The 24,993-nt window shown below is 46.4% G+C and carries 20 protein-coding genes; 12 read left to right on the top strand and 8 right to left on the bottom strand.

The window, feature by feature from the left end:
- The first annotated feature begins 226 nt into the window (after window positions 1-226).
- Entirely contained in the window at window positions 227-838 is a 612-nt protein-coding gene (locus PSE7367_RS13820; RefSeq protein WP_015165980.1) for a hypothetical protein, read from the top strand.
- Window positions 839-1,038: 200 nt separating this feature from the next.
- On the opposite strand, the gene PSE7367_RS21575 is transcribed toward PSE7367_RS13820, so the two are convergent.
- Together PSE7367_RS21575 and PSE7367_RS13805 are read right to left on the bottom strand one after the other, a co-directional pair.
- Window positions 1,039-1,760, bottom strand: a protein-coding gene (locus PSE7367_RS21575; protein WP_156800320.1) for an IS1 family transposase whose coding sequence is annotated in 2 segments (ribosomal slippage) — window positions 1,039-1,454 and window positions 1,454-1,760 — 723 coding nt in all. Because the reading frame shifts where the segments join, the coding sequence is not laid out codon by codon here.
- A gap of 216 nt (window positions 1,761-1,976) precedes the next feature.
- A complete protein-coding gene (locus tag PSE7367_RS13805; protein ID WP_015165979.1) occupies window positions 1,977-3,611 on the bottom strand; it encodes an alpha-D-glucose phosphate-specific phosphoglucomutase in 1,635 nt (544 codons plus the stop codon).
- A gap of 970 nt (window positions 3,612-4,581) precedes the next feature.
- On the opposite strand from PSE7367_RS13805, the gene PSE7367_RS20545 reads away from it, so the two are divergent.
- From PSE7367_RS20545 to PSE7367_RS13785, 4 genes are all read left to right on the top strand, one after another.
- Window positions 4,582-9,465 carry a response regulator gene (locus tag PSE7367_RS20545; protein ID WP_015165978.1) on the top strand — a complete coding sequence of 1,628 codons (4,884 nt, stop codon included), beginning with the start codon at window positions 4,582-4,584 and terminating at the stop codon, window positions 9,463-9,465.
- 2 nt (window positions 9,466-9,467) lie between these two features.
- Window positions 9,468-10,451: a diguanylate cyclase domain-containing protein gene (locus PSE7367_RS13795; protein WP_015165977.1), complete on the top strand. Its 984-nt coding sequence runs from the start codon at window positions 9,468-9,470 to the stop codon at window positions 10,449-10,451.
- A gap of 37 nt (window positions 10,452-10,488) precedes the next feature.
- The gene (locus PSE7367_RS13790) at window positions 10,489-11,346 is read left to right on the top strand and encodes a GNAT family N-acetyltransferase (RefSeq protein WP_015165976.1); all 858 of its coding nucleotides are present in this window, start codon (window positions 10,489-10,491) and stop codon (window positions 11,344-11,346) included.
- A 62-nt stretch (window positions 11,347-11,408) separates the two neighbouring features.
- Window positions 11,409-12,212 carry a creatininase family protein gene (locus tag PSE7367_RS13785; RefSeq protein WP_015165975.1) on the top strand — a complete coding sequence of 268 codons (804 nt, stop codon included), beginning with the start codon at window positions 11,409-11,411 and terminating at the stop codon, window positions 12,210-12,212.
- Window positions 12,213-12,259: 47 nt separating this feature from the next.
- Here PSE7367_RS13785 and PSE7367_RS13780 read toward each other — a convergent pair whose 3' ends face one another.
- The 3 genes from PSE7367_RS13780 to bcp all read right to left on the bottom strand — a co-directional run bounded on the left by PSE7367_RS13780 (window position 12,260) and on the right by bcp (window position 14,805).
- Window positions 12,260-13,048 (bottom strand): ABC transporter permease, encoded by a 789-nt coding sequence (locus PSE7367_RS13780; RefSeq protein ID WP_015165974.1) that lies wholly within the window; start codon window positions 13,046-13,048, stop codon window positions 12,260-12,262.
- Complete coding sequence (folP, locus tag PSE7367_RS13775) at window positions 13,035-14,201, bottom strand: dihydropteroate synthase (protein ID WP_015165973.1); 1,167 nt, start codon at window positions 14,199-14,201, stop codon at window positions 13,035-13,037. The genes PSE7367_RS13780 and folP overlap by 14 nt, the downstream gene beginning before the upstream one ends.
- A 139-nt stretch (window positions 14,202-14,340) precedes the next feature.
- Complete coding sequence (bcp, locus tag PSE7367_RS13770) at window positions 14,341-14,805, bottom strand: thioredoxin-dependent thiol peroxidase (protein ID WP_015165972.1); 465 nt, start codon at window positions 14,803-14,805, stop codon at window positions 14,341-14,343.
- A gap of 690 nt (window positions 14,806-15,495) precedes the next feature.
- Here bcp and PSE7367_RS13765 point away from each other — a divergent pair.
- From PSE7367_RS13765 to PSE7367_RS13745, 5 genes are all read left to right on the top strand, one after another.
- Entirely contained in the window at window positions 15,496-16,032 is a 537-nt protein-coding gene (locus PSE7367_RS13765) for a 2TM domain-containing protein (RefSeq protein WP_015165971.1), read from the top strand.
- A gap of 240 nt (window positions 16,033-16,272) precedes the next feature.
- On the top strand, window positions 16,273-16,464 hold the full coding sequence (locus PSE7367_RS13760; protein WP_015165970.1) for a photosystem I reaction center subunit IV: 192 nt from the start codon (window positions 16,273-16,275) through the stop codon (window positions 16,462-16,464).
- Window positions 16,465-16,849: 385 nt separating this feature from the next.
- Window positions 16,850-17,815 carry a bifunctional DNA-formamidopyrimidine glycosylase/DNA-(apurinic or apyrimidinic site) lyase gene (gene mutM / locus PSE7367_RS13755; protein ID WP_015165969.1) on the top strand — a complete coding sequence of 322 codons (966 nt, stop codon included), beginning with the start codon at window positions 16,850-16,852 and terminating at the stop codon, window positions 17,813-17,815.
- 107 nt (window positions 17,816-17,922) lie between these two features.
- Window positions 17,923-19,005, top strand: a complete 1,083-nt coding sequence (gene leuB, locus PSE7367_RS13750; protein ID WP_015165968.1) for a 3-isopropylmalate dehydrogenase — start codon at window positions 17,923-17,925, stop codon at window positions 19,003-19,005.
- Window positions 19,006-19,056: 51 nt separating this feature from the next.
- A complete protein-coding gene (locus tag PSE7367_RS13745; RefSeq protein WP_015165967.1) occupies window positions 19,057-19,647 on the top strand; it encodes a shikimate kinase in 591 nt (196 codons plus the stop codon).
- On the opposite strand, the gene PSE7367_RS13740 is transcribed toward PSE7367_RS13745, so the two are convergent.
- Genes PSE7367_RS13740 through PSE7367_RS13730 form a run of 3 tightly spaced genes read right to left on the bottom strand, consistent with a single transcriptional unit; the run spans window position 19,637 to window position 23,213 of the window.
- Entirely contained in the window at window positions 19,637-20,563 is a 927-nt protein-coding gene (locus PSE7367_RS13740) for a glycosyltransferase family 2 protein (RefSeq protein ID WP_015165966.1), read from the bottom strand. The two genes, PSE7367_RS13745 and PSE7367_RS13740, sit on opposite strands and share 11 nt — an antisense overlap.
- A 45-nt stretch (window positions 20,564-20,608) precedes the next feature.
- A complete protein-coding gene (locus PSE7367_RS13735; protein ID WP_015165965.1) occupies window positions 20,609-21,805 on the bottom strand; it encodes a glycosyltransferase family 4 protein in 1,197 nt (398 codons plus the stop codon).
- Window positions 21,806-21,848: 43 nt separating this feature from the next.
- A complete protein-coding gene (locus PSE7367_RS13730; protein ID WP_015165964.1) occupies window positions 21,849-23,213 on the bottom strand; it encodes a glycosyltransferase in 1,365 nt (454 codons plus the stop codon).
- Window positions 23,214-23,655: 442 nt separating this feature from the next.
- Here PSE7367_RS13730 and PSE7367_RS13725 point away from each other — a divergent pair, with 442 nt between their 5' ends.
- Both PSE7367_RS13725 and PSE7367_RS13720 read left to right on the top strand, forming a co-directional pair.
- Window positions 23,656-24,084 (top strand): Fur family transcriptional regulator, encoded by a 429-nt coding sequence (locus PSE7367_RS13725; protein ID WP_015165963.1) that lies wholly within the window; start codon window positions 23,656-23,658, stop codon window positions 24,082-24,084.
- Window positions 24,085-24,450: 366 nt separating this feature from the next.
- Entirely contained in the window at window positions 24,451-24,717 is a 267-nt protein-coding gene (locus PSE7367_RS13720) for an RNA recognition motif domain-containing protein (RefSeq protein WP_015165962.1), read from the top strand.
- Window positions 24,718-24,993 lie beyond the last annotated feature (276 nt).

The following is a 24,993-nucleotide window of genomic DNA, read 5'->3' as shown; positions in this document are numbered from 1 at the left end:
AGCAGCCCATGCTCAGCTATTATTGCATTGAAAGTAGAGTAGAAATATCTATCTATTAGTTGGTAGAGTTAGACATAACCTTACAAAGCGATATGATATTGCTCTCATGATGGTTTGAGGCAAAGTTTGCTACCACGGTAATTATGATGGCTTTCGATCGAGCAAGACAGATGTCTAGAGCGTCAGTTGACCATCAAATCCTATGTGGTGGACTAGTAGTGGGTGCATGAAAAGAGACGAAAACAGCGCACCTGCCAAGCGATGCAATACAAGCTTAGGATTAGCGATCGCTATAGTTCTCTTATTCGCCAGCGAATCTGTGGCCGCGCTGAGGCTCAATAATCAGACAATCAATAACCAGCGGTCTGGGTTTAGCTTCAACCAGAAATCTCCAACCAAGTTAATTCAGAACCAGCAAGATTGGCTACACTGGCAAAAGTTGTTATGGCATCCTGTTTTAGTGAGTAATAATTCTAGCCAACTGGCCAATGGGGAGCATTTTCTATCTTCACGATCGCCCACCCCAAATCAACATCCTGATATTCATCTGGCTGGTGCTGAAATCTATGCTTTCCTGAAGCAGGATAATCAGGTGGTGGGGGAACGTTTTATCGCCAACTCTGGGAGCACGGCCTGTTTTCGGGGCAGGATTGTGGGCAAGGTAATTGTGGGTGAAAGCATTGTGACTGGTGATCTTAGTCGGCTGAGTAAACAAGACCTGATGCCGATGCAGTTTGACCTATCCAGTTTTGTGGCGATCGCCCGACAGGATAATACCTATGCTCAGGGCAGTGTGCAGCGTTGTCAGCAGTTATTTAATAATTTAGCTGATCAGTAAAAGTCAGCAAAAGAAGTAATAAAATAATTTCTCCTTTGCTACTAATTAACTAACAACCGATGATCACCAAAACCAGAGATCTACTTAGCTACGCTCATTAATCATGGTCAATTCGATCAAGAACATTTTCTGACTAAGTAATTCTGACTAAGTGATTAGGGTATCTAGATGATCAATAACAATCCAAGAATTGGGTAGTGCTAAACAAGTAAGGATGAATTGTAATAGTGAATAAAAAGCCAGAGTGCACCAATATGGTTAGCTAACTTTTTTGAGAAAGAAAGAGTTTTACGAACCAGCCTAGATGCTCTCTGTCTAAGTGTGCAATTGAATCGCTCAATTCTATTAGTTAAGCCTGAACCTTTGCCAACTGGTTGATGGCGCTTGCTCGGAATTACCTGAGCATAGGCACGCCAAAAATCAGTGTAGCAAACCGCACATTGTCGATAAACTGGCGGTAAAGACTGCCATAATCCTTTAGCACCATCTTCATCTCTCGAACCGATATGCATTCCTACTATCTCTCTGGTATCAACATCTATGGCTAACCAAATCCAAACTTTGGCTTGTTTCTTTTCTACAAATGACCACATTTCATCAAGCTGGAGTGTTAAGCACCCCTTTTTTTGTCCTGAACCTGCACTTGTTGAGGCACCTGGACATATTTTTGATTAACATATTGCTGTAGCCATGTTTCTGATACATCTGCAACTCTAGCAATTCCAGCCAGTGAAACTCGCTCTAGCAGAAGTTTGTCGATTAACGCTTTAGTCTCGCTAGAAATATATTTCTTCTCGCAATTGGCCACAAACTGCCGATCGCAATGCTTGCACTTGTAGTTCTGTTTGCCATTATGGATTCTGCCATTTTTGACTATTTTAGATGAATTGCATTTTGGACAAGTTAGCTCTGATGTATCCATGAGAGGGAATTTTGGTATCTTCTATACTATTATCCTTACTTCTGGTGGACTACCAAGAATTGATATAAAAGGATTGATATAGAGCGATCGCTTACCAGTTAGGCATAACGATCGCCACTTGATGATTATTGATACTTTTAAATAGAGTCTGCTTCGAGTCTGGTGTAATTACTTAGCTTGAATTGGAAATCAAAAATAAGCATTTGTAGACTTTGGCTAGGTGATCACAGTAGGTTGATCGCGCTCGGTGATTGCCTGGATCTGGGCAACCTGATCCGCGATCGCAATCAAATCAGCCAAGGCTGCCTGGGTATCTTGATCATGTTTGGCTGGGTCTGCTTCAAAGCTCTCTAAATAAACCCGCAAGGTTGCCCCCTGGGTGCCTGTTCCCGATAGGCGGAACACAATCCGTGAACCATCCTCAAACCCAATCCGAATTCCTTGTTTTTTGCTGATACTGCCATCCACCGGATCGGTGTAACTAAAATCATCACTATATTTAACCTGATGATTTCCTAATTTGCTGCCAGGTAAGCTGCCCAGGCGATCGCGTAATTGCTGCATCAATTGATTCGCCTTATCGCTGGCGATCCCCTCGTAGTCATGACGGGAATAGAAATTACGGCCATAGGTACGCCAGTGCTCAGTCACAATCTGCTCCACTGATTCCTGCCGCACGGCCAGAATATTTAGCCAGAACAACACCGCCCACAAACCATCCTTTTCACGCACATGATCGGAGCCAGTACCAAAGCTTTCTTCACCGCAGATGGTCACCTTGCCAGCATCGAGTAAATTACCAAAGAACTTCCAGCCGGTCGGGGTTTCATAACAATCCAGCCCCATTGCCGCAGCGACGCGATCGGCAGCCTGGGAGGTGGGCATCGATCGGGCAATGCCAGCGATCCCATTGGCATAGCCAGGTACTAACTTGGCATTTGCAGCCATAATTGCCACGCTATCACTGGGGGTAACAAAAAACTTGCTGCCCAACACCATATTCCGATCGCCATCTCCATCGGAGGCCGCACCAAAATCCGGTGGATTGTCACCAAACATAGTCTCGACCAAATCATGGGCATAGACCAGATTCGGATCAGGATGACCACCACCAAAATCTTCTAGGGGGATCGCATTCACCACCGAACCAGGCTTAGCGCCTAATCTTTGTTCAATAATTGCCTTTGCATAGGGCCCAGTCACCGCATGTAAGGCATCAAAACTGAGCCTAAATGTACCAGAAGTGAGCAATTGGTTAATCCGACCAAAGTCAAAGATCGACTCCATCAAGCCAGCATAATCAGTTACCGCATCGATCACCTCCACGGTCATATTGCCGAGTTGGGTTTTGGTTTGTTTATCGAGATCAATATCTTCAGCCTCTAAAATTTGATATTCGCTAATTCTCTGGCTTTCCGCAAAAATCGCGCTAGTCACCTTTTCTGGGGCTGGGCCACCATTGCTGGTATTGAACTTAACGCCAAAGTCTTCCTTGGGGCCACCGGGGTTATGGCTGGCTGACAGAATAATGCCACCGATCGCTTTATATTTACGAATCACGCAGGAAGCCGCCGGAGTAGAAAGAATTCCCCCTTGGCCAACCAGAGTTCTAGCAAATCCATTGGCAGCAGCCATTTTGAGAATAATCTGGATCGCCTCGCGGTTATAGTAGCGACCATCGCCGCCTAGTACCAGGGTTTGGCCAACTCGCTCTGGAATTGAATTAAACGTAGCTTGAATAAAGTTTTCTAGGTAATTGGGTTGTTGAAATACCGGCACTTTTTTGCGCAGCCCTGAAGTACCGGGTTTTTGATCATCAAAAGGAGTTGTGGAGATGGTTTTGATATCCATAGTTAAAATTTAAGTTGATTAAATTGCCTGGTTATTGCCTTGTATTACCTTGTTGTTGCCATATTTGCGCTCTGTTTACAGGGCGATCCCCTTAAGATCTTTACTGCTTAGCAGGTAGATAATCAAGTTTTGCAGTTTGAATTAACATAAGCTAGAGTGACCACTAAACCTAGCCTTGGCTCTGATTTTGGGAATAGTGGCAGCTCAACAATTCTGGACACCAGATGGTAGGCAGTAGCCTTTAGGTCAGTATATTGTAATGACGGCGATCGCGGCTTAACAAAAGCTTAACCGTTGCTTGTTTACTTCCAGGTCAATTAACCCAATAATGTCGATTAATTAACGCAAATCTTGCTCAAGCAATTTGAATATCAAATACTTAAGTAATTACAAATTACAACTTGGGTAAAGTAGATTGCGACTGTATAGCTTCGATCGGCATAGCTTCGATCGGCATAGCTTCGATCGGCTCGACGATCAGGCATCATCTTCAGAATTACCTGCTTCCTCCTATTACCTGATCCATAATCGTAGATGGTGATAAACTCAGTTGCTTAGGTTGCCAGCTTTAACTCAAGTGATTAAGTAATCAATTGCCAAGATGCTACTACTAATACGATTAATACGATTACGATTAATACGATCGCAATCTAGAATTGAAAAGTAAGATGAGAATCTGGAAATTAGAGCTGGTTATTTGAAGAATCATAGCCCCCGGCTAGGTTCTGTTAGGCTCAGTCCTGCCAATAATCTCTGGGTGATGCCCAGCCATATTCCTAAAATAGTTGCTTTTACCTACCAGCCGCCAATATTTAAACGAAATTAACCCAGGCGGCGATCGTAACTGCTCCGCTTAAACAAGCTAACATTGATCATAATTAGTGATATTTTTCTACACACTTAACTAAATCTTGTTGCACTCTGGTTTTTTTAACCACTATCTCGTTATTTTAGTTTAATAATTAGCGCCATGCGATCGCTAAAGAACTCTCTAGTTAAGTGGGGTGGGCAACTTCGCCTCAGGAGTATGATTATTGTCCCGTTGGTGCTACAAGTTATCGGCACGGTGGGGCTGATTGGCTATTTTTCCTATCACAGCAGCCAGACTGCCGTTGAGGAACTAGCCAGTGAATTTACCAGAGAAACTGGCGATCTGGTGGAGCAAAAACTTAGAGTTTTTTTAGAGACTCCCCATCGCATTAATCAAGCAAATTATGATGCGGTACAAATGGGCTGGCTTACGGCTGAGGATCTAGACCTGTGGCAACAACATTTGTGGCGGCAGCTAAAGCTCTATGCAGGTGTTAGCTTGCATGCTGATTTTACCAATACTGAGGGCGAATTTATTTCGGTGTCAAGGGCTCCTGATTTCAGCCTCAGCATTAGCCTTGCCGATCGCAATAATAATTTTACATTGCGCACCTATTATCTTGACCAGCTAGGGGCAAAATCGAGCCCGATCGAGTCGCCTCAATTCATCCAAGAACGGCGGGAAGCTTTTCAGCAACTTGGGGGTACAACTGCTGCCACAGAAGGTGCAGTTTGGGCAGAAATTTATGCCTATAGTGATCCGCTCAAGCTATATTTATCTGCTACCTTGCCCATTGTTGATCAAGCTAATAATGCAATCGGGTTATCTTCAACTGCCATCAGCCTGGAAGCGCTGAGTAGTTTTTTGCAGACGATCGATATTAGTACCCATGGCCAGATATTTATTATCGATCGCAATGGTGATCTAGTAGCAACCTCCAACGGTGATCCATCTTTAGTTGAGCAAGACGGCAAGATAGAACGACTACCAGGCCAGAATAGTAGCAACGAGCTCATTGCCGCAACTTCTGAATTCATTATGTCCGATTCAGCTATGGTGGCAGATACAGCACAGATGCTTGAATTTGAGTGGGATGATCATAGGTACTTCACTCGCACATTTACCTATTTCGATCAACGTGGTCTTGATTGGGAAGTTGTCATCGTCGCCCCAAAATCGGATTTTTCCGGCCTGATTGATGCCAATTTGCACAATATCCTGTGGCTATCTTCCCTTGCTTTTATTCTTTCAATTGGCTGGAGCATATTGGTAGCCAATTCGATCGTGGCACCGATTTTGCGTCTGAGCAAATCAGCTAAACGCTTGTCGGAAGGGAGTTTGGATGAAAAACTGGAGCTAGATCGCAACGATGAACTAGGGCAAATGGCCAAAGCATTTGCAGCCATGGCCGATCGCCTACAAGAAGCAGTCCAAGTCAAACAAGCAGAGATGGATGCCTTCTTTGCCACGGCTCCGGTTGGCATGGCAGTTGTAGATCGCAATCTCCGCTATCTTTCCATCAATGAACCGATGGCAGAACTCAATGGCGTTTCTGTGGTTGGCTCAATTGGTAAAACGGTGGCTCAGGTGTTGCCAAGTATTGCCCCTGAGATCGAAGCTCGCTATCGGAGTGTATTTGATTCCGGCCAACCGATTGTCAATCTGGAAATGTCTAGTCGGGTTCCCAGCCGATCGACACAAGAGCGCCATTGGCTAGAATCCTATTTCCCCATTTTTGGCAATGATGGCGAGCCAGTGGCAGTCGGTTCCGTGGTAGTTGAAATTAGCGATCGCAAACAGGCTGAAGCAGCCCTGCAAGAAAGCGAGAAAACTAAGGAGGCGATTCTCTCAGCGATTCCCGATTTGATGATTCGGATGGATAGCGATGGCAATTACCTGGATTTTGTCAGTGGCAATTCTGTCACCATCTATCAGGGCATCGATGGCCCCACCAAGGGCAATATCTATGATATTTTGCCTACTCACATTGCTGCCCAGCGGATGCATTATGTCAATCGTGCCCTGGCCAGTGGCAATCGTCAGTATTATGAATATGAAATTGAGGTGGATGGCGTTGTTCACTATGAAGAATGCCGCATTGTGGTCACCGGCGAAAACGAGATTTTACAAATCGTACGCGACATCAGCGATCGCAAACAGGCTGAAACTGCGCTCAAGGCCAGTGAGGCCAAGAACAGTTCAATTGTTGGTGCGATTCCTGATTTAATGCTGCGATTAAAAAAAGACGGCACTTGCTTGGAATGTATTATGCCCAGGGATGCCAAGGCTGGCGTATTTATGCCGATCGAAGCAAATATTGCCGAAGTGGTGCCACCGGAAATTTTACCGCGCATGCTGAAAAGCTATGAAGTTGCCCTGAGTACAAATAGCCTCCAGGTTTACGAGCATTCATTCGAGAAATATGGCCAGCTTAGGCACGAAGAAGTAAGGGTTTCGCCGATTGGCAACGACGAAATTTTAGTGCTGGTACGCGACATCAGCGATCGCAAACAGGCTGAAATGGCTCTGAGTAAAAGCGAGGCCACCCAAAGAGCCATAATTAGCGCGATTCCTGACTTGCTATTGCGCATTGATGGCGAAGGCAACTACTTAGACGTAGTCTCCGGTGGCGAAATTCAGCTATTGCAGCAAGGTCGTGAACTGACATTGGGGAATATTTTTGCGGTTATGCCTCCCCACCTGGCCATGCAACGCCTTGATTATATTCACCAGGCTTTGGCTACCGGCGATCGCCAGATTTATGAATATGAAGTGGAGATAAATGACCAAGTCAGGTATGAAGAAGCCAGAGTAGTGGTCAGTGGCAAAAATGAAGTGCTGATTATTGTGCGTGATGTTACTAATCGGAAACTATCCGAAGAAGCTCTGCGCCTATCCAAACAAGAAGCCGAGGCCGCCAATAAAGCCAAGAGTGAATTCCTGGCCAATATGAGTCATGAAATTCGCACGCCAATGAATGCGGTAATTGGCATGTCGGGTCTTTTGATGGATACCCAGCTGTCACCTGAGCAACGGGATTTTGCCGAAACGATCCGTAATAGTGCCGATGCGCTGCTAACGATTATTAATGATATTCTCGACTTCTCTAAAATTGAATCCGGTAAGCTTACCCTAGAAGAACAACCATTTGCACTGCTCGATTGCATTGAAGCCACTGTTGATCTGATGGCAGCCCAGGTGGCTAATAAAGGACTAGAAATAGCGACGTGGGTTGATACCCAGGTGCCAAGCGTAATTAAAGGCGATGTGACTAGGTTGCGTCAGATATTGGTTAACCTGCTGGGTAACGCAATTAAGTTCACTGAGCAGGGTGAGATCATCATCAGCGCCATTGCCCGCGAATTAACCGCAGAACAGTATGAAATTCACTTTGCAGTTAAAGACACCGGTATCGGCATTGCGCCAGAGAGTATGAATCGATTGTTTGAGTCCTTTTCCCAGGCCGACACATCGATCACGAGAAAATATGGCGGCACTGGCCTTGGTTTAGCAATTAGCCAAAAACTCTGTCGGCTGATGGGGGGCAACATGTGGGTAGAGAGTAATGGTGTAGTGGCAGGCACGCCAACCACAGATGCATGGCGATCGCTGTGGCAGGATAGCCCCATTCTCCATGACCGGAAGCAAGAGCATCCCGGTACCACCTTCTATTTCTCGATTACCACTGCCAAAGTGCTCAATAATGAGCTAGAGAAGCTATCACATCAAACCCATTCTCTGATTGGGAAAAGGCTACTAGTTGTGGATGACAATGCCACTAATTGCCAAATCCTCAGGCTCCAGGCGCAATTCTGGCAAATGCAGACCCAAACATTTAATGATCCCGATCAAGCGCTCAGCATCCTCAAACAATCGCCACGATCGGAATTTGACTTGGCGGTCTTAGATATGCAAATGCCTGGGCTGGATGGACTGAGTCTGGCCATAGCGATCGCTCAGCTCGAGCATTATGCGGATTTACCAATTATTATTCTCAGCTCCGCCAGTGATTTGCTCAGTCCTAGCGATCGCCAAAAATACCCGATCGTTAATTTCCTGCGCAAGCCCGTAAAGCAATCACAGCTTTATAATGCGCTACTCCAAGCAGTCAGGCCAGAAATTTCTAGCCCCGTCAGCCTCAGAACGAAACTGACCAACAATTATCAAAATCTGGCCACAGACCTACCGCTGCGGATTTTGTTGGCAGAGGATAATCTGGTCAACCAAAAGGTCGCCCTGAATATGTTTAAGCGCCTGGGCTATCGCGCTGATGTAGTTGCCAATGGTCTTGAAGCAGTAACCACGGTGCAGCAGCTCCACTATGATGTGGTATTTATGGATATGCAAATGCCGGAGATGGATGGCCTGGAGGCTACTCGATCGCTGCGCCAGCAAACTGGCCGACAAGACTATCCCTGGATCATTGCGATGACTGCCAATGCTCTTAAAGGCGATCGTCAGCGCTGCCTGGATGCAGGTATGAACGATTATATTAGTAAACCCGTATATTTAGAGGCAATTATTGAAGCGCTCTACCGATTTCAAAAAACAGTCAGGAAAGAATTAAAATTATCAACAACCACGCTTTTAGCCTCTGACACCAGTATTAATACGACCAAATCATCTAACGATCTAACTGCTCCCAATTTAAAGCATTTAGAGCCAGATTCTGGTAGTAATTATAGAATCCTTGATTTAGAAGTAATTAGTAGTATTAATGAGGTCGCCGGGGATGATCAATTGTTTTTGCCTAACATAGTGCAAATGTATCTAGAAGACGCACCCAAATATATAGCCGAAATTCATGAAGCAATCGACCAGGACGATCCCGTTGCCTTGAGATTTGCCGCTCATGCTCTTAAATCTATCTCCCGCTCGATCGGTACTGTTGCCGTTGCCAAATATAGTAGCCAAATTGAAGCGATCGCCGAACAGGGTAGCACAGACAATACGGCTGCATTAATGCCTCAGCTTGAACAAGCTTGTGCACAGACCAGAGCAGCTTTGCAAGAACTATTAAATGAAGCGTTGCAAGGTAGCTAGGTGTGGACGATTTTTTACTTAAAGCGAAAATACCAAGAGTCCTGATTGTTGATGACGAGCGGATCATTCGTTCAGTGTTAAATCGGGTTTTGGCTCAGGATGGCTATCAAATTAGTGAAGCCGAAGATGGTCAACAATGCTTGGATTTTTGCGAAAAAGAGTTACCAGATATTATCTTACTCGATGCCCAGATGCCAATTTTGGATGGGTTTGATTGTTGTCAGCAACTCCATCAGATCTATCGTCAGGATTGTCCGCCGGTTTTGATGGTTACGGCTTTAGATGATGAAAAATCGATCGATATGGCCTTTGAGGTAGGTGCGATCGACTATGTCACCAAACCAATCAAATGGGCGGTGCTACGGCAACGGGTACGGCGATTAATTCAAACCGGTTGGGCGATCAAAGAACTACGCCAACTGGCTTTTGTGGATAGTTTGACCCAGCTCCCCAATCGCCGCCGATTTGATGAATATATTCACCATGAATGGCAACGACTGCTCACTGAACATGCCCCCCTATCGCTGATTCTCAGTGATATTGATTTTTTTAAAGCCTATAATGACTCCTATGGCCATCTGGCGGGGGATGGCTGTTTGCGGCAGGTAGCTACTTTGATTCAGAGTAGCTTAAAGGATCGATCGACTTTGGCCACCAGGTATGGCGGCGAAGAATTTGCGATCGTGTTGCCGAATGTGTCGATCGTTGATGCTAAGTCGATCGCCACTAAAATTATGGCCAGCGTCCATGCCAGCCAGATCGAACATAAATTTTCTTCGATTCAGCCATATATTACGCTCAGCTTTGGCGTAGCCTGTACGGTGCCAATCCAGCAACAATCAGTGGAGCAGTTGATCGAAACCGCCGATCGGGCGCTCTATGAAGCTAAACAAAAAGGGCGCAATCGAATTGCTTGCATTGCACTTTCTTGCCAAATTGATGATATGGCAGAGCTAACCGAAGGTTTGTGGCAAGAACTGGCTTAAGCCGAACCTTCTCATCCCCAAAAATCGAAAAATCCCTATGAATATCAGCCATACCAGTAGCGATCGCCTGCCCCTGGGGTGTCAGATTAGACCTGCCAAATTAGCGGATCGCTGGCAGATCCAAAATCTGCTGCGGGGTTTGATCAAAAGTGAAGGGCTCAATTTTGAGGTGCGATTATTTGGTTATTATCTAGTCGAAGCCCTGATTTGGGGAGGCTTAGCCGGATTTTGTTGGCAATTCCTCGATCGCCTTGATGGCATAGTTGCGATCTTGGTAATGATAGCGATCGCCCTGTTGATTTTAATCGCTTTGTTCAGATTGCTATTGTTATGCCTGAGTATTGTTTTTTTGTTTATTAGTGGTGCCAAAAATTGGTCTAAATATGTGGTGGTGGAATGCAATCGCGCCCTGGTCGCTTGCATGGCGATGCGCCGGTTTCAGACCCACACAATTATTTATAACTTGTATGTAAAGCCATCCTGGCGATCGCAAGGCCTGGGTTCCGCTCTGGTTAACCAAGCCCGGCAAGCAGGGCAATCGTCAGCTAATCGCCCAATCCAATCGCAAAATATGCCAGAAAATGCTACGCCAATTAGTCCTGAGACCAAGCCACAATTGCGCAACTCCAGACCAACTGGCAGGCGATCTGTAGATCCTGTCGCTACTAATGACCTGTATCTGGTTTGCAAACCAAGGTTGGTGGGTTTCTATACTAGACTGGGTTTTGTGAGTGTTACCTGGCAAAAACTTCCCGATCGCGTCAAAAGTAGCTTAAACGGCTATCGACCTCATCCGAGGTTGTGGGGATTCCAGGTTGCATTTATGCGCTGGCGATCGACCAATTCAATCAATGCCGCTATGTCAAATCTGTCCGATCTGACCGATCGTCAATAGTGCTTTGCTTTGCTCTGATCAAATCTAATCAAGTCTAATCAAGAAATTCTCCAATCACCCCCATGCATAGTTTTATTCCCGCCGATCGCTTTTTTGCCTATTTGACCTGGCCAGAAATTGCCAACCTGCCCGATCGCCAAAACACCGTGATCATTCAGCCCCTGGGTGCGATCGAGCAACATGGTCATCATTTGCCCTTGGTTGTGGACTCGGCAATCAGCATGGGCGTATTGGGTAAAGCCCTGACTAGGCTAGCTCCAGAAATTCCCGCCTACAGTTTGCCACCTCTTTACTATGGCAAATCCAATGAGCATTGGCACTTTCCCGGCACAATTACGCTCAGTAGCCAAACCCTGGCCGCAGTATTAACCGAAACGGCGGAAAGCATCTATCGGGCAGGATTTCGCAAATTAGTATTGATGAATTCCCACGGTGGCCAACCACAGGTATTGGAAATGGTGGCCAGGGATCTGCATCAAAAATATGCCGATTTTATGATATTCCCACTGTTTACCTGGCGAGTGCCTAATCTGGCTGGTTCGCTGATGACCGCCAAAGAGCAGGAATTGGGCATCCATGCTGGGGATGCGGAAACTAGCTTGATGCTGGCTTTGTTGCCGGATACAGTAAAAATGGAATTAGCGATCGCCGAATACCCCCAAAACTTGCCCCAGGATAGTTTGTTGAGCATGGAAGGGAAAAATCCCTTTGCCTGGGTAACCAGGGACTTGAGCAAGAGCGGCACGATCGGTGATCCCACTCCGGCTACGGTGGCGAAGGGGGAAGCAATTTGGGAATCCCTGGCCGATGGTTGGGCGGAGTTGATTAAGGATATTTATGAATTTCACCAACCACAGCAGCCATAGACTCGTGATTAGTCTTTGATTGCGCCTAAAACCAATTGAAACAAGCTCTAGCTAGAGGCACTGGTATAAAAACGCAGCGCAAACTGCCAAAACAATTTAGAAATAATTAGCAAAGCGATCGCCAAACCAATTGCGCCCACCAGCCATAATCCTTCACCCCGGCCTAAAAAAGCCTGCGCTGGGATCGTGGTCAGAAATGCGATCGGAATGATGAAGGTAAAGAAAAAGCGAAACGCCGCCGGATAGGCCACCATTGGGAATCGCCCAGCTTCCAACATGCCCCGCAGCACCTCGGTCACATTATAGATTTTCACAAACCAGATGCTCGTTGCCCCCAACATGAACCAGAGGCTATAGAGAATCGTTAAACCGCAGGCCAGTGGCAAAATCCCTGCTACATAATTCCCCAGGGTTAAATTCAGCCGCACTCCCGCATAGCCAAGAATAATGAAACCAAAAATGAGATCCGGCAATCCCCACGGAGCCAGGGTGCGGGTCGAGAGCCAGAATTGGCTGCTAATTGGCTTGAGCAGCACAAAATCCAGCGTGCCCTGCTGCACATGGTCAACAATCCGATTCAGGTTTGGCGCTAGAAAAGTTTGGGCAAAGCCTTGCAACAAGGTAAAGATCGCCAGCACAACCATCGCCTCTTCCCAACTCCAATTTTGGAATGAATAGCCAGTGCGATAGAACAAAAACAAACTAAAAATGCTCCCCGCCAGACTGCCAATACTACTGAGAGCAGCGATCACAAAGTTAAGCCGATATTCCAACTCAGCGGCGATCGCCGTGGCCCAGAAAAGCTTCAGGGTGCGAAAATATCTAGCGATCGGCATTTTTGCTAGCCTTACTCTTTGTCTGTTTGCGTTTCTTACTGGTCTTACTGGATTTCTTTTTGGGCTTAACTTTTAACTCATTTGAAACAGAACCTTGATCAATATTAATTACTAGCTCATCTGCTAACTCAAGCCCATTATTTTGTTGTTCTGGATCGGAATCTAATTCAGAATCTAGATTGGGCTCAGGCAAAATCTGGGCATCAGATCCAACCTCGGTATTGTTTGTATTTTCCTGGTGCGGTTTGGGATTGGAGTTACCGACATTCTTAATAGTTGCGATTGATGCTTGCTCAGGTGCAACATAATTAGAATTAGAGCGATAGATCGGATCGGTTACGCGGCAAATATCGCTGATTTCCTTGGGATCATGCACCCGCAAAATATCTGCCCCATTGGCGATCGCCACCGCACAGGCCGCCGCTGTTCCCAGAACTCGTTGCTGTGGATCGGGTTGGCAGCACAATTTACCAATAAAGCTCTTGCGCGAAACACCCACCAGAATTGGCGTAGCAATCTCCTGCAAACAGGCCAACTCACGCAGTAAAGCCAGATTATGATCGAGGGTTTTACCAAAACCAATCCCCGGATCGATCGCCAAATGTTCAATCCCCGCCGCACGGGCAATCATCACCCCATCCCGCAGGAATTTTTTTACATCCTGCACCACATCGCCATAGACAGGATTGGCCTGCATCGTGCGGGGACTACCCTGCATATGCATCAAGATATAGGGCGCTTTGTGCTTCGCCACGATCGGCAACATTTCCAGATCAAACCGACCAGCCGCCACATCATTAACCAGATCCGCCCCAGCTTGCAATGCCGCATCAGCCACTTCTGCCTTGGTGGTGTCGATCGAAATGGGCAGATCGGGATGCAAAACTCTAATCGCTTCGATCGCTGGGATTACCCGCGCCAGCTCATCTTCAACGCTAACCGCTGCTGCCCCTGGCCTGGTCGATTCACCACCAATATCGAGCATGTCAATGTAGGGCACCATTTGATTAGCATGGGCGATCGCCGTTTCCAGCGAGTCATGCAGTCCGCCATCACTAAAACTATCAGGTGTGACATTTAAGATGCCCATTAAATAGGTGCGCGTCCCCCAGGCAAAGGTGCGATCGCGGATGTGCCAGGGTTTGAGAGTCATAGATATTAACCTGGTTATGAATGGGGTTATTAGGAGTTCACTAGGTTGATTTAGCGCGGCAACTGGTTAAGTTTCTTGGCATTGCATATTGCTGATTAGGGCATTTAACGATCGAATTAGCGATCGAAGCAAGCCTGGACTAGGCCAAACCTAGATCCGCCAGAATATCTGTCGCATGTTGCTCGGCTTTTACCTTCGTATAGATTTTCTCGATCTTACCTTCTGGATCGATCACAAACGTATGCCGGAATGTGCCTTCAAATTCCTTGCCCATAAACTTTTTCAAGCCATAGCTTTCATAGGCCTTTGCCACAGTGGTATCGGTATCACACAGCAGCGGGAATGGTAATTGATACTTGTCCGTAAATTTGGCATGGGACTTAGCATCGTCTTTGCTGATGCCATAGACCAGCATGTCCTTGTCCTGGTAGGTGGCATAGTTATCACGAAAGCCGCAAGCTTCTTTGGTGCAACCGGGGGTGTCGTCCTTGGGATAAAAATATAAGACCACCCGCTTACCGCGTAATTCAGACAGGGTAACGGTATTGCCTGCGGTGTCTTGGAGCGTAAAGTCGGGAGCGGGATCGCCAGGATTAAGTGTCATAGGTGCTTAGCAGTTTTTAGAGTCTTAGGTTTGCAAAGATTGCGGAAATTTGTGGGAATTTGCGATCGTCAAATTAACTTGACTGGACAGAATGAAATATTGGCTCAGATATTGGCATTGCTGATATTTGAGTTAGCTAGATCACCAAGCCAAAATTATCAACCAAAATTATTTTAAGTGGATCTGGCCGATCGAAATAACCGCAATTGGAAAGATTGACTTGACGGTTATCCTCACTGACTGGCTAGATTCTTGAGTTCTATTATTAGAATAAGTAGCGATCGGGATTGTATTGCCACTCACTAATCCTTGAGAAAATGTGGAAATAAGTTTAGCCTAGCGTGGATTTAAGACAATTCTTTGACAAAGGATACCTTTAAATCAAAAAAATCTAGATCAAGCAAAATAGTCGTGCTGTAGCTTGAACGCCTTATTTTGAAATAGCGCTGAGTAGCTCTTTATATAGCGATCGCCAAGTTTCTGCAGTAGCATCCGAATTAATTGCCAATTAATCGCCTGAATGCAGGATTCATCGCCGCAAATAATTTCCCATAATTAGATAATTTGAGATCTTTTAAAAGCCAGAGAGCCTAAAAGTAATTCAAAACACCCCCAACCCCAGATATAGCCTAAATATAGCCAGATATAGCAAGCCAGGAATAGGTAGTAACAACATTAGGAACACGGACAATGGTTGAGTCAAATCAAAATAAACCTGCCCCCCCCGCCCTGGATTTATATACAGATGAGCAGGTGCAACAAATCCTGAAACTCGCCCTGACCCGCCGATCGAACCAGGGCGATCGCCTCACCAGACAGCAGGTCAATGAGATCGCCACTGAGCTAGGGGTCTCTCAGGCTGACTTTGTGGCCGCCGAACAGGAATGGTTGACCAGCCAGATTGTTGATAAGGAACGGGTTGAGTTTGACCAATATCAAAAACGCCATTTCCGTGACCATGCGATCAAATTTGGCATGGTTAATGTGTTCCTGATGGGGTTAGATTTACTCACTTCTGGCGGCTTGGATTGGTCGCTGATTGTGTTGCTATCGTGGGGTTTGGGCTTGGCGCTCGATGCCTGGTCAACCTATCAAACCGACAGCACCATCTACGAAAAGCGCTTTCATAAATGGCAACGCAAACGCCACCGCGATCGATTTACCACTGAAATTAAGACCCGCGTATCAACGGTGGTGCAAGACTTACTCAAGCCGATCGAAGAGTAATTATGTGTCCGTAGCTCGATCTAGTTAGAACACAAATTAGATCACGTTAGATCACGAATTGGGCTTAATGGGAATGAATGATCGCCTGCAATCTTTTAACAAAAATTTACGTCATAAAACTTTACAACACTGGCATGGACAGCGATCGACGCAACGCAGTAACCTAAGCATTATATGCTTCCAGAAATAGTAATTATCTATTCTATATTGTTCATTTGAAGTCATACGAAGGGAAACCCTATGGCAATCGATCGTGGTTCAAAAGTCCGTATCCTCCGCAAGGAGTCCTATTGGTATCGTGATGTCGGTACAGTAGCTTCTGTCGATAAGAGCGGCATCATCTATCCGGTGATTGTGCGCTTTGACAAAGTTAACTACTCCAACATTGCGACCAATAACTTTGCCCTGGATGAACTAGAAGAAGTCAGCTAATTAAGTTCAAGTTTGGCTCTGGGTCTGGATATTTAATTAATCAATTAGTTTTAATTAGTTAGATATGTGGATCATGCGGGGCTGAGCAGTAGATTTAAGTTAGTTTGATATTTTCATTTAGTTTGTTGAAAATTATTGATAAAGAATTTATTCGGTTATCAATTTAAATATCAATGGGCGCTGAGCAAGGCATCATGTCTTGCTCAATTTTGGTTTATGGGCTGATCTCTTGCTATAACTAATAAACAAATACTTTCAAGCATTTTTAAGACCGAAATCCGTGAGCAAAAAATTAAGCACAAGCATCTATCTAGCTGCGATCGCCAGGATCACCTCTTCCAGACGGGTTGATCGTCAAACTACGCCTAATTATCGATCGACCTAGATGCCAGAATTACCGGAAGTAGAGACCGTTAGAGTTGGTCTGAGTAAAAACACGATCGGCCGATCGATCGCCGCTACGGAAGTGATCCTAGAACGGATGGTGGCTGCACCCAATAATCCGGCTGAATTTGCCAAGGCATTGCAGGGGGCGATCTTTCAGGGTTGGCAGCGACGGGGCAAATATTTATTAGCAAAACTAAGTGATCATAAGGGCAGCGATCGTGGTTGGCTAGGGGTGCATCTACGCATGACTGGCCAAATGCTCATGGTCGATCGGCACGAACCGATCCATAGCCATACACGAATCCGTTTATTTCTCGATCGTTTAAATGGTCAAGCTAAAAGCCCACGTCTGAGGGATTCTGGGGCTGGTTCTGATCCGCGATCGCCGCAAATAAATAAATCTCTAGACTCTCTAGAGCAAGAACTTAGATTCGCCGATCAGCGCACCTTTGGTCGAATGTGGTGGGTGCCGCCAGGAGTTGAACCAGAACAGGTGATTACGGGGCTGCAATTGCTGGGCGTTGAGCCTTTGTTGGCTGATTATTCACGTAATCCCAAGCTATCAGCCGCTTACCTGACCAAACGCCTGAGCAAGAGCAATCGCGCGATCAAAACTGCCCTGCTCGATCAGGCGATCGTAGCTGGGATTGGTAATATCTATGCCGATGAAACTTTGTTTTTGAGTAAAATCCATCCCGAACAGAAGGCACTGAGTTTAACCAAAGCGCAGATTAAACGATTACCCGATGCGATCGCTAAGTCATTGCAAGCTGGGATCGCCCACGGTGGTACGACGTTTAGTAATTTTCAGGATGTGGCTGGAGATAAAGGTAATTATATTTACTCGGCCTGGGTGTTTCGCCGTCAGGGTCAACCTTGCCGAGTTTGCAACACCACGATCGAACGGATCAAAGTGGGCGGGCGATCGACGCATTTTTGCCCTAAATGCCAATCTTCACCTTAAACACCAACCCATTTAGAATTAAGCGTCACCATTAAACGCTAAAATACACAGTTGCAGTTGTAACCAGCAACGCGCAAAACAATCAATAAGCTTGGCACAGAAAAAACATGCCCAAAACCTATAAAATCACCCTCCTTCCTGGCGATGGCATTGGCCCTGAAATCATTCAAGTGGCGATCGATCTGCTCAAGGCAATCGCGCCTAAATTTGATCTTGGCTTTGAGTTTGAAACTGCGCTCGCTGGCGGTGCGGCGATCGATGCAACAGGGCATCCGCTACCAGAGGAAACCCTAAAGCTTTGCCAAGCTAGTGATGCGGTGCTATTAGCAGCGGTTGGCGGTGACAAGTGGGATACACTTCCTTCCCATTTGCGACCAGAACAGGCTTTGTTGGGTTTGCGTGGTGGCATGGGCTTGTTTGCCAATTTGCGTCCGGCTAAAATTTTGCCCCAGTTGATCGATGCTTCTAGCCTCAAGCGCGAGGTGATCGAAGGGGTAGATATTATGGTGGTGCGAGAGCTAACTGGCGGGATTTATTTTGGTAAGCCCAAGGGTGTGTTTGCCGACGAAGATGGCACCAAACGCGGCGTTAATTCGATGACCTACGCTGCGCCAGAGATCGATCGGATTGGTAAGGTGGCGTTCGAGGCCGCCCGCAAACGGGGCAAAAAGTTGGTTTCTGTCGATAAGGCAAATGTGCTGGAAGTGTCGCAATTGTGGCGCGATCGGATCACTGCCCTTGCTGCTACTTACCCAGATATTCAACTTTCCCACATGTATGTGGACAATGCGGCGATGCAACTGGTGCGCTGGCCAAAGCAATTTGATGTGATCGTTACGGGTAACTTGTTTGGCGATATTCTCTCCGATGAAGCAGCTATGCTCACGGGCAGTATTGGCATGTTGCCTTCGGCAAGTTTGGGTGATCCAGAAAAGCCCGGTTTGTTTGAGCCAGTGCATGGTTCTGCTCCCGATATTGCTGGCCAGGATTTAGCCAACCCGATCGCGCAGATACTCAGTGCAGCGATGATGTTGCGCTATGGTCTGGGCGAAGCTGCTGCTGCCGGGGCGATCGAAAGGGTGGTAGAAAAAGTCTTGGATGCGGGCAAACGCACGGGCGACATTATGGCCGATGGCTGCGAGAAGTTGGGCTGCAAGGCGATGGGTGAAGCTTTGCTGGCTGCTCTCTAGTCCTCTAAGATGCAAATAAAATATGAATAAGCTCCTTGGAATGTAAATGGAATGAGTTTGAAATCAAAACAGACCTCAATGCTACAAGGGGTTAATTTATTTTTGATCGGCATGATGGGCGCTGGTAAAAGTACCGTTGGTAAGCTGGCGGCGCAACGGCTGGGCTATCATTTCATCGACACCGACGACACGATCGAAAGTTATGCCGGTAAGAGCATCCCGCAAATATTTGCTGATTCTGGCGAGGCGGAGTTTCGGCAGATTGAACATAATGTATTGATGCAGGTTTCTGCCTATAGAAATCTGGTGGTGGCCACTGGCGGCGGGATCGTGGTCGATCGCCAGAATTGGGCGCACTTACACAGTGGTGTGGTGGCTTGGTTGGATGTACCGATCGAGGTGTTGCATCAGCGTTTAACTAAAAATAATGGAAAGCGACCTTTGTTACAGGTAGAAGACCCTATGCAAAGGCTAACTAATCTCTATAATCAACGTTTATCCTTGTATCAACAGGCGGATATACAGGTGGCGATCCCCGATGATTCGGCAGCAGAACTGGTCTGCGATTGCCTAATGGCAGAACTGGCGGCAGCAATTGTGCCCGATCGCCTCAAACAACCGCAACAACCGCCTAAGATTTGATTTTTAAGCTCAACAAAAGCTGCAACTGTGCCCAGCGAAATAGCCAAAAACTTAACTTGGTGGCAAACAAAGCCGCGCCTACCCATAAGCCATAGCGCTCTTGAAAGAAGAAATAGCGGGTGGGCAATCGATAGGGAGACTTTTTGTGCCAGAACAGATTATGAAAGATCGCCCCTGCCGAACTACCGGGCTTGAAATAGTCCTCAAATCCCAGCTTGGCATGAACCGGGCCAATTAATTCCACGGTCAGATCGCCCAGCAAAAATGCTTTAAATCCCGCCTTTGTGGCCTGGAAGGTGTAGACATCATCGCCGGCATAATGGGGAAATTTCTGGGCATTGGGTGCGCCTATTTTGTCATAAACGGCGATCGGCATCCCCACACACCAGCCGGACAGGCCTTCCACTGGAAGCAATTCACCTGGTTTGGCGGCAAATCCCTCTCGACCACGAAAACCATTATGCTGCAAGTTCTCTAGCTTGGCCTCTCCGGCATAACAGCTTGGTGCTGCGATTGTATCTGGATGCGATCGCATAAATTCCAGCAATCTTGCCAGCGTTCCCTTGGCAGGCAAACTATCATCATTGAGCCAAATCAAAAACCTAGCGCCTTGGTCATGGGCATAGGTCATTCCCTTAGCGATCGCCCCCGTCCACCATAGATCGCCATCACCAGGCAGGACATGGATTTGAGCATAATCAGGGTAAGCTTGCGCGATCGCCTCGGCAGTGCCATCAGTGGAACCATCATCCACAATTACCACATGATAACGAGCCAAATCGCCGATCGCCTCTAGGTGAGCGATGCAGGCCAGGGTGGTGTCTTTGCGATTGTAGACCGGAATAATAATATAAACGGGTTCTACTTGTCGATTAGATGATGGATTAGATCGTAGATTAGGCAATTGATTGGACATAGGAACTCAAAAGAAAATGAAGGCGATCGCTATAATTCTTTAAATTCAGCTTGACAATACAAAATCTACAACCTCCCCCAGATGCTGCGCCACTGCCTCAGGGGTATGCTCAGTCATAATTTGCTGGGACTTTTGCCCCATCTGGGCGATCGCGTCAGGCTGATCAATAAACCGCCGCATCAAGTCCGCCAATTGTTGTGGTTGGAGTGGATCAAACACATAACCATTTTCACCATTTTTAATCATTTCCGCTGCACCTGCCCCCTGCGAGCAAAGGATCGGCTTAGCGAATAGCATTGCTTCCACCACCACCAGTCCCCAGACTTCTTCTAAGCTTGAAAGAATGAACACATCAGCATGGTGGAAATAGGCTCCCATATCTGTATATTCTGCATGGCCAGCCCATGCCACCTGTTGGCTCAAACCATTTTGTGCCACAAACTCCGCTAACTCCTGGCGCTGTGCCCCATCGCCAACCACCAGGATTGTATAGTTCTGATAACCCTGCTGATTCAGCAACACACAAGCCTGGAGCAATTGCTGTAATCCTTTGCGCGGAATTACCTGCCCAGCAAATAGGAAAATTGGCCGAGGCCGATCGACCACCGCCGGATTCACCGTTTCGATCGTAGAATCATAGGCTTTCTGGTGGGGAATTAAATAGGGTCTGGCAAATACTCGCTCTGGCTCTGCCCCCACCACATTTACTAAATAAGCTTGCCCCGCTTGATTATTAGTAATAAATGCATCTACAAATCGCCGCATCAATCGCCGCTGGCGCAGCCTCAAGGTAGAGTCACTATAATCCACCCCTGGTGTACTGCCATCATAGACAATTACTACCTTCCAGTTGCCAACGCCCTTAAGTAAAATTGCAATGATTGTCCAGATTGAAAAGCCAGTGGTGAAAACTACCTGCGGCTTAAATTTGAGCAAATAGTTGCCAATACGCAGGGAAAGGGAGGCAAAGGCAGAACCATAGCCCTGCTTGGATTGCTTGGATTGCTTGGTTTTATTGCCGATCGCATAGACTTTGATGGTGCCCACCTGCTCCACTTGAAAGGAATCTTCAAACCCAGGTATAAACCCAGGCCAGTTGGCAGTAAACACCTTAGCCCGTGGGAACAAACTAGTAAATTCACCCATGATTGGTTGCCAATAATGCCCCGCAACTTGCAATAACCAGGCGATCCGCAATTCTTGGTGACGATCGCGCTCTGTGGGAGGGATTAAGCTGCTCATATCAAAAGTTAGATCAAGTGGTCAGGTGATTGGACACGATTGGTTAGGTCAGGTTTCCAAAAATAGTGCGGGTAAACTGGATTGTAGAATTCTGGGCAGCATAGTTTTGCATTTGGTCACGATCGGCTAGTTTCTCTAATGGTGTGGTCAAATATTTTTCAATTGCCTGGGCAATGGCGATCGGCTTGGTGGCATCTACAGTGATGCCCAAATGATATTGCCGCACAATCTGCCCCATCAACCCATAGTTAGAGCAAATGAGCGGTCGCCCTGCTGCTGCCGCTTCTACCACTATGCCACTCATGCCCACATGCTTTTGGTATGCCGCCAGAATCACATCAGCGCTGGCATAAAACAGCTTCATCTCTGCTTCCGAAATATATTGATCGCGGATTACCAATTGCACCGGGGTATTTTGTGCTAGTTGATTCAGGAGTTGATCGATGTCTGGCTTTTGCGATCGAAACAATTGCCCAGCCAGCACCAGGCATATTTGGGCTTGCTTTTTAGCATCTAACTCCATCAATGCTGCCAAAATCTGGGGTAATCCCTTGCGTCGATCGTAGATTGCCCCAAACAGCAGGAAACTAGTGCGCTGTGGCTCGATCGCCAGTTGGTATCTGAATTGCTCCATTTGAGCTGGAGTGTGGGCAACTGCACGGACTGGATCGGGCAAATAGACCGCCTTGGTGGTATTCGTCAGGTGATTGATTGGTTTAATCGCAAAGGGATCGAGGCAAAAAAAGGTATGTAATTGAGGGTGGTGCAACACCCTGGGCAACATCAATCGCTCCCGCCAGGATTGCAGCTTTTCCTTGTAGGAGGGCGCATAATCAGCAAAATCACAGTAGTGGAAGGTGGGGCGGAAGTAAATCCCAGAGAAGGGGCAGGGCAGCTTTTGCCGCATTGCGATCGCGGTTTGGAATGAGTCTATATATAGCAATAGGCAATGAGTGGCTTCTAGTCGCTGCGCGTATTGGGCTAATAATTGCCATTCCTGCAGGGCGCGTTTGGCTCTGGTCGGCGGTGAAGTTCTGGGGGTAAGCTGACTGGCTTCGGCCTGGGAAATGCTCACAAACTCGATCGCCGGTTTACCTCGATCTTCCAATTCTGTTTGATCTAGTTTGCCTTGCTCTGGCGCATTACTCGAATCACTACCTAAATCAAAATCATTGCGATCGCTAGCCTCTATGGTTCTAGTCGCCGCCTGCACCACGTCCTGATGGTTTTGCATAAATTGCGGTGAAACCACTACCACCAATTGCCCGATCGCCGTTTCTGGGGATTGTTGGGTTTGCTGCTTGCGCCAATAGTCACATAAATAACCAATATAGCTGGGGTAGTGGCCACCATAGCCCAACTCAAAAATCAAGAGGCGATCGCTATGATGCTGCTGGTGCTCTTTCATGCAACTGGTTCAAGCCTGCTCAAATTGGTCGATCAATAAAATGGCGTAGTAATCATTCAACTATAATCATACCTGCTATTTTTAGGGAGATCACGCAAGTTTTAGGGTTTATCATCGTTTAGGGTGGGGAATATTGACAACTGCGATCGCACAGGCTTGAAAATCCTATTTACAATAGGCAACTGTCACTACAGAACCAGCAAAATTGTTATGCTATACATAATATTCTATGTTCAACTCATAACGTCTACGACTTAGTTGCTAGATTTAGGTGCTAACCAAACCTAATCTTAATCGTCCTCTTTTGGATTGGGCCAACGCTCACCAACCAGCAGATCAAGATGAGTTGACGATCGCTGCCAGGATGCCATAGGTCATAAGTTAGGTAATAAGTATTTGGTATTTAAGTCTTTTTAAGTCAAAGCATGTAAGTAAGTTTGCGATGGAAAACAGCCAACCGATTGCCACTTTAGATGATGCGCTCACCCGCTGCCAGGATTTAGGTATGCGGCTTTCTCGGCAGCGTCGCTATATTTTGGAATTACTGTGGGAAACCCGTAAGCACCTGTCGGCCAGAGAAATATACGATCGCCTCAATCACAATGGCAAACCGATTGGGCATACTTCGGTATATCAAAACTTGGAAGCACTGGCCACCAATGGCGTAATCGAATGTATTGAGCGAGCCGATGGCAGGCTATATGGCAATGTGACCGATTCGCACAGCCATGTCAATCTGAATGATAGTAACGAGATCGTGGATGTGATGATTGAGTTGCCACCGGAAATCATTGAGCAGGTGCAGGCACAAACCGACACCGTGATTACAGACTATCGGATTGAGTTCTATGGCTATCGCCAACCAAGCTGATTAATCATCATAATTAATCATCATAATTAAATAGTTAATGATTAGACTTCTGGCCTAAATGCTCAAATCGCTACTGAAGTCATAATTATTCTGCTAAAAATAGCGATCGCCACGGATTTTTGGTTAGCCCTCAGCCAAAAAGGTTAAGAATTGTATCCCAAGACAAGTTCTTAATCGCTTTTTAAGCAACTCTAGCTATGCAAATAATTAGGTAGGAGCTACACTAATGTTTGAGTGAGTCAAGTTTCGGCTAAGATTTCTGTACTCAGTGTTTGGCTCTTTTTTGCGAAAACAATGTTGAACAATTTCTGCTCCGAAGTCCTGACCATGAAAAATGCATTGTTTTGATTTCGGAGAAAATTCACGGTGACGATTTATATAGGCAATTTGTCCTACCAAGCTACGCAACAAGATGTAGAAGAAATTTTTAACGACTACGGCTCAGTGAAGCGCGTACAGTTAATTACCGATCGCGAAACTGGTCGCATGCGGGGTTTCGGTTTTGTTGATATGTCTGATGAGGACGAAGAAGATAACGCCATTGAGAACCTCAATGGAGCCACATGGATGGGTAGAGCGCTTAAAGTTAATAAGGCAAGACCCAGGGAGAACCGATCTGGATTCAGGAGCTAATCACTCTTGATTGCCCTGGGATTAATGTTCTTCCGCTGAGAATTGGCATAAACAATTGCATCATTTTTGCATTAAGTTAGGTCAGTTTTGAATTTGATTATTTGATTTGAGTTTTTTAAACGTCTTCAAGTCAGGTTCTAAATTTTAGGTTAGGCATCAATCCAGGGCAAACTCAGTTCGCTTCTGCTTGAGTTTTGCAATTAACCTTGGTTATATATATTTAGCTATGCTAACTAGCTATACCAAGAGCGTAATCCTGGAGTTGTGAGTTCGATC

Source organism: Pseudanabaena sp. PCC 7367, from assembly GCF_000317065.1.
Lineage (GTDB): Bacteria > Cyanobacteriota > Cyanobacteriia > Pseudanabaenales > Pseudanabaenaceae > Thalassoporum > Thalassoporum mexicanum.
The sequence above is the reverse complement of the archived record's forward strand: the minus strand, read 5'-3'. Positions and strand labels throughout refer to the sequence as shown.